General features: G+C 72.8%; 6 protein-coding genes. 3 read left to right on the top strand and 3 right to left on the bottom strand.

Translation table 11 applies throughout. From position 1 onward, the window contains the following. Positions 1 to 138: 138 nt before the first annotated feature. From ACFV0G_RS24165 to ACFV0G_RS24155, 3 genes are all read left to right on the top strand, one after another. Positions 139 to 684, top strand: a complete 546-nt coding sequence (locus tag ACFV0G_RS24165) for an RNA 2'-phosphotransferase (protein WP_380551570.1) — start codon at positions 139 to 141, stop codon at positions 682 to 684. A gap of 102 nt (positions 685 to 786) precedes the next feature. Further along, positions 787 to 1,197: a DUF3099 domain-containing protein gene (locus ACFV0G_RS24160; RefSeq protein ID WP_380551567.1), complete on the top strand. Its 411-nt coding sequence runs from the start codon at positions 787 to 789 to the stop codon at positions 1,195 to 1,197. Between the two features lie 282 nt (positions 1,198 to 1,479). Then, positions 1,480 to 1,725 carry a hypothetical protein gene (locus ACFV0G_RS24155; protein ID WP_380551564.1) on the top strand — a complete coding sequence of 82 codons (246 nt, stop codon included), beginning with the start codon at positions 1,480 to 1,482 and terminating at the stop codon, positions 1,723 to 1,725. 27 nt (positions 1,726 to 1,752) lie between these two features. Here ACFV0G_RS24155 and moaA read toward each other — a convergent pair whose 3' ends face one another. The 3 genes from moaA to ACFV0G_RS24140 form a co-directional block, all read right to left on the bottom strand. Beyond that, a complete protein-coding gene (moaA, locus tag ACFV0G_RS24150; protein WP_380551561.1) occupies positions 1,753 to 2,742 on the bottom strand; it encodes a GTP 3',8-cyclase MoaA in 990 nt (329 codons plus the stop codon). Between the two features lie 96 nt (positions 2,743 to 2,838). Further along, the gene (locus ACFV0G_RS24145; protein WP_380551558.1) at positions 2,839 to 4,449 is read right to left on the bottom strand and encodes a cation acetate symporter; all 1,611 of its coding nucleotides are present in this window, start codon (positions 4,447 to 4,449) and stop codon (positions 2,839 to 2,841) included. Beyond that, complete coding sequence (locus ACFV0G_RS24140) at positions 4,446 to 4,811, bottom strand: DUF485 domain-containing protein (RefSeq protein WP_380551555.1); 366 nt, start codon at positions 4,809 to 4,811, stop codon at positions 4,446 to 4,448. Before ACFV0G_RS24140 ends, ACFV0G_RS24145 begins: the two co-directional genes overlap by 4 nt. Positions 4,812 to 4,996 lie beyond the last annotated feature (185 nt).

The raw sequence follows: 4,996 nt of genomic DNA, 5'->3' as shown, positions 1-4,996 counted from the left end.
CCCGCGAGGGGGGCCTGCCGCGCGTGGGGGGCGACGTGTACCCCCGGGCGGCGAGGCCGCCGGTCCGGGTGGTGGGCTTAAAATGGTTTTCGGACAGCCAGGCCTCGTAGGGCCGGCTGACGGGGGAAGGACAACGGAGTGGACGAGAGGCAGACGGTCAAGGTCTCCAATCGGCTGTCGCGCATCCTGCGGCACGATCCCGGCTCGGTCGGGATCGCCCTGGACACGGCGGGCTGGGTGGGGGTGGACACCCTGCTCGGCGCGCTGGCCCGGCACGGCCGGCCGGTCAGCCGGGCCGAGCTGGACCACGTGGTGGAGACCAACAACAAGCGCCGGTTCGCCTACTCCGAGGACGGCCGCTCCATCCGCGCCAGCCAGGGCCACACGGTCGACGTCGACCTCGGCCTGCCGCCCGGCGACCCGCCCGCGGTGCTGTACCACGGCACCACCGGGCGGGTCCTGGACGCGATCTTCCACGAGGGGCTGCGGCCGATGGCCCGCCGGGACGTCCACCTCTCGGCGGACACCGAGACGGCCGTGCGGGTCGGCTCCCGGCACGGCCGGCCGGTCGTGCTGGCGGTCGACGCGGCCGCGATGGCCGCGGACGGCCACGAGTTCCGGGTGAGCGCCAACGGGGTCTGGCTGACCGACGGGGTGCCGCCCCGGTACCTGCGCAAGACCTGACCCCGGCGCGCCCCGACCCGGTCTTCGCGCACGCCGTTCGGCGGCGTACCGTGAGGAGTCGGTGCCGGTTCGATGGCACGAGCGGGACGAAGGCGGGACGAGATGGCGAAGAGCCCCGAGAACGGGCAGGTCTTCCGGATCACCGGGGCGCGCACCGGCCTCAGTGAGGACGTGCGGGGCCGGCAGCGCCGCTATGTGATCTCCATGCTCGTGCGCACCGCCTGCGTGCTGCTCGCGGTGGTGCTGTGGGACGTCCAGCGCTACGTGGCCGTCGCGGCGCTGGCCGGCGGCGTGCTGCTGCCGTACTTCGCCGTGCTGATCGCCAACGCCGGCCGGGAGCGTGCGCCGGGCCTGCCGAGCACCTTCGCCGTGCCGCCGGAGGCCAAGCTGATGCTCGGCCCCGGTGGCACCGGCGGCGGAGGGCGCCCGGAGCCGGCCGCACGCCCCACGGAGGCCGCCGACGCGGGCCCGCACTCCGATCCGGACGGCGAGGACGGCTCGGCCGCGGGCTGAGCCTCCCTCAGGCGACCAGCCGGTATGCCCGGTTCTGCCACTCTTTGCCCGGCAGAAACCTCAGACCAGGCTCAGATAAATCATGAAAGACCTAGCCATTCCCGGGTTCCGCCGTGACATACTGCGTACGCGTTCCGCATCCCCCGTCGGAACGACAGACCGACGCCGGGCGGCTCCCCCCGTGGCTGCCCGGCGTCGTCATGCCCGCCGACGGGTGACGTGCCGGCGGATGCGAGACTGGCCGTGACGACTCCGGCGGCACCCACCAGGACGGCACACATCATGGACACCCCCGCGCTCGGCCTCTTCGGCACCGCGGACGGCCCCGACGGGCCGCCGGTCTGCTCCGCCAAGGGCTGCCGCACCGACGCGCAGTGGGTGCTGGTCTGGAACAACCCCAAGCTCCACACCCCCGACCGCCGCAAGACCTGGCTGGCGTGCGAGGAGCACCGCGAGCAGCTGTCGCAGTTCCTGGGGGTGCGCGGCTTCCTCAAGGAGGTCGTCCCGCTGGCCGGTTTCGAGGGCTGACCGGCCCCGGGTGAGCGCCCGGCCCGCTCAGCCGCCGATCGCGGACATCGGGCGGTCCGGCTGGTGGAACTCCGGGTTGTCGATGCCGGCCCCGGCCTTCTTGCCCCACATGGCCTTGCGCCAGAGCTCGCCGATCTCCTGGTCGGACGCGCCGGAGCGGAGCGCCCCGCGCAGGTCGGTCTCCTCGGTGGCGAACAGGCAGTTGCGGATCTGCCCGTCGGCGGTGAGCCGGGTGCGGTCGCAGGCGCGGCAGAACGGACGGGTGACCGAGGCGATCACGCCGACCCGGGCGGGTCCGCCGTCGACCAGCCAGCGCTCGGCCGGCGCGGCGCCGCGGGCAGCGGACGGCTCCGGGGCGAGGTCGAAGCGCTGCTTGAGCAGCGCGAGGATCTCCTCGGCGGTGACCATCTGCGAGCGGTCCCAGCCGTGCTGGGCGTCCAGCGGCATCTGCTCGATGAAGCGCAGCTCGTAGCCGTGCTCGATGCACCAGGCCAGCAGGTCGGCGGCCTCGTGGTCGTTGACCCCGCGCATCAGCACCGCGTTCAGCTTCACCGGGGCGAGCCCGGCGGCCTCGGCGGCGGCGAGGCCCGCCAGCACGTCCTCGTGGCGGTGGCGGCGGGTGAGCCGGTGGAAGGTGTCGGCGTCCAGGGTGTCCAGCGAGACGTTGACCCGGTCGAGCCCGGCCTCCTTCAGCGCGGCGGCCGTCCGGGCGAGGCCGATGCCGTTGGTGGTGAGCGACAGCTCGGGCCGCGGGGCCAGCTCGGCGCAGGCGGCGACGATGCCGACCAGGCCGGGCCGGAGCATCGGCTCGCCGCCGGTGAAGCGGACCTCCCGTACGCCCAGGTCGTGCACCGCGATCGCGACCAGCCGGACGATCTCCTCGTCGGTCAGCAGCTCGGGCTTGCCGAGCCACTGCAGGCCCTCCTCGGGCATGCAGTACGTGCAGCGGAGGTTGCACCGGTCGGTCAGGGAGACGCGGAGGTCCACGGCCTGCCGGCCGAAGGTGTCGAGCAGCATCGCGGCCCCCTTCCAGAAGACGAGCGGCCCGGCCGCCACTGCGGGCGAGCCGGGCCAGCTTATCCGGGAGGCGTGACGGCCTGGTGGTCCGTCCGGTCAGTGGGCGCCGAGCCCGGTGAGCGAGCGGACCTCCAGTTCAGCGTACTTCGCCGGGTCGGCGGATTCCTTGGACAGCAGGGTGCCGATCCAGCCGGCCAGGAATCCGACCGGGATGGAGACCAGGCCGGGGTTCTCCAGCGGGAACCAGTGGAAGTCGCTGTGCGGGAAGAGCGAGTTCTTGCCGCCGGAGACCACGGTGGAGAAGACCACCAGGGTGACCGAGGTGATCAGGCCGGCGTAGACCGAGCTGACCGCGCCGGCGGTGTTGAACCGCTTCCAGAACAGCGAGTAGAGCAGGGTGGGCAGGTTGGCCGAGGCGGCCACCGCGAAGGCCAGGGCGACCAGGGCGGCGGCGTTCAGCTTGTCCGCGAAGATCGACAGCAGGATGGCGATCGCGCCGATCGCCACCGCGGCGAGCTTGGCCGAGCGGACCTCCTCCTGCTCCGAGGCCTTGCCGCGGCGGATCACGTTCGCCCACAGGTCGTGGGCGAAGGAGGCCGAGGAGGCGAGGGTCAGTCCGGCCACCACGGCGAGGATGGTGGCGAAGGCGACCGCCGAGATCACCGCGAGCAGGATGGCGCCGCCGGTGGAGCCCGCCCCGCCGCCCAGCTGCTCGGCGAGCAGCGGGGCCGCCGTGTTGCCGGCCGGGTTGGACTTCTTGATCGCCGCCGGCCCGACCAGGGCGGCCGCGCCGAAGCCCAGCGCGAGGGTCATCAGGTAGAAGCCGCCGATGATCCCGATCGCCCACAGCACGGACTTCCGGGCCGCCTTCGCGGTGGGCACGGTGTAGAAGCGGACGAGGATGTGCGGCAGGCCGGCGGTGCCGAGCACCAGGGCGAGGCCGAGGCTGAGGAAGTCCAGCTTGGTGGTGCCGGTGCTGCCGTACTTCAGCCCCGGTTCCAGGAAGGCGGCGCCCTTGCCGCTCGCCGAGGAGGCGGCGCCGAGCAGGCTGGAGAGGTTGAAGTGGTACTTGGCGAGCACCAGCACGGTCATCAGCGCGGTGCCGGCGATCAGCAGCACCGCCTTGACGATCTGCACCCAGGTGGTGCCCTTCATGCCGCCGACCACGACGTAGACGACCATCAGCGCGCCGACCGCCACGACCGTCCACCGCTTGGCACCGTCGCCGCTCACCCCGAGCAGCAGCGCGACCAGCGAGCCCGCGCCGACCATCTGGGCCAGCAGGTAGAAGATCGACACGACGATGGTGGAGACGCCGGCGGCGGTGCGCACCGGCCGCTGGCGCATCCGGAAGGCCAGCACGTCCGCCATGGTGTAGCGGCCGGAGTTGCGCAGCGGTTCGGCGACCAGCAGCAGCGCGACCAGCCAGGCGACCAGGAAGCCGATGGAGTAGAGGAAGCCGTCGTAGCCGAAGAGCGCGATGGCGCCGGCGATCCCGAGGAAGGAGGCGGCCGACATGTAGTCGCCGGAGATCGCCAGACCGTTCTGGAAGCCGGTGAAGCCGCGGCCGCCGGCGTAGAAGTCGGCGGCGTCCCTGGTCTGCCGCCCGGCCCAGACGGTGATGCCGAGGGTGGCCAGGACGAACAGGCCGAACAGGGTCATGGTCAGGCCGCGGTGGTCGGTCGCGGCACCGGCGAGAGCGGTCATTCGGCGGCCTCCCGGGGGGCGGTGGCGGGGGCCGGCGCGTGCGCGGCGCGGATCGCCGCGGCCGGCGGGTCGAGGCGGCGGCCGGCGAACCGGGCGTACCAGGCCGCGATGGCGAAGGTCGAGGCGAACTGCAGCAGCCCGAGCAGCAGTGCCACGTTGATGTGGCCGACCACGGTGGCGGCCATGAACGCGGGGGCGTAGCCGGACAGCAGCACGTACAGCAGGTACCAGAGGATGAAGCCTGCGGTGACCGGGAAGGCGAAGTTCCTGAAGGACGTCCGCAGTTCGCGGAACTCGGTGCTCTCCTCGATCCGTTGCACCTCCGGGGTGCCGGTCCCCTGGTCGGTCGGCGGTTGGTCCACGCGGGTCTCCTGACGTCTTCGGGTGAGCGGGCGGACGGCATGGGTGTGAGCGTGATCACATCGACGTGTGCGGCTGCATGCTAGATCCGCCGCACCGCGGGCGACAGCGTCCGCGCACGATCGGGTCCGCGACATGACCGATCTGGCCGAAAACCGCCGGGCCGTGCCCGGACGCAGCACGGCGG

It is taken from the genome of Kitasatospora sp. NPDC059571, from assembly GCF_042735675.1.
GTDB lineage: Bacteria > Actinomycetota > Actinomycetes > Streptomycetales > Streptomycetaceae > Kitasatospora.
The sequence above is the reverse complement of the archived record's forward strand: the minus strand, read 5'-3'. Positions and strand labels throughout refer to the sequence as shown.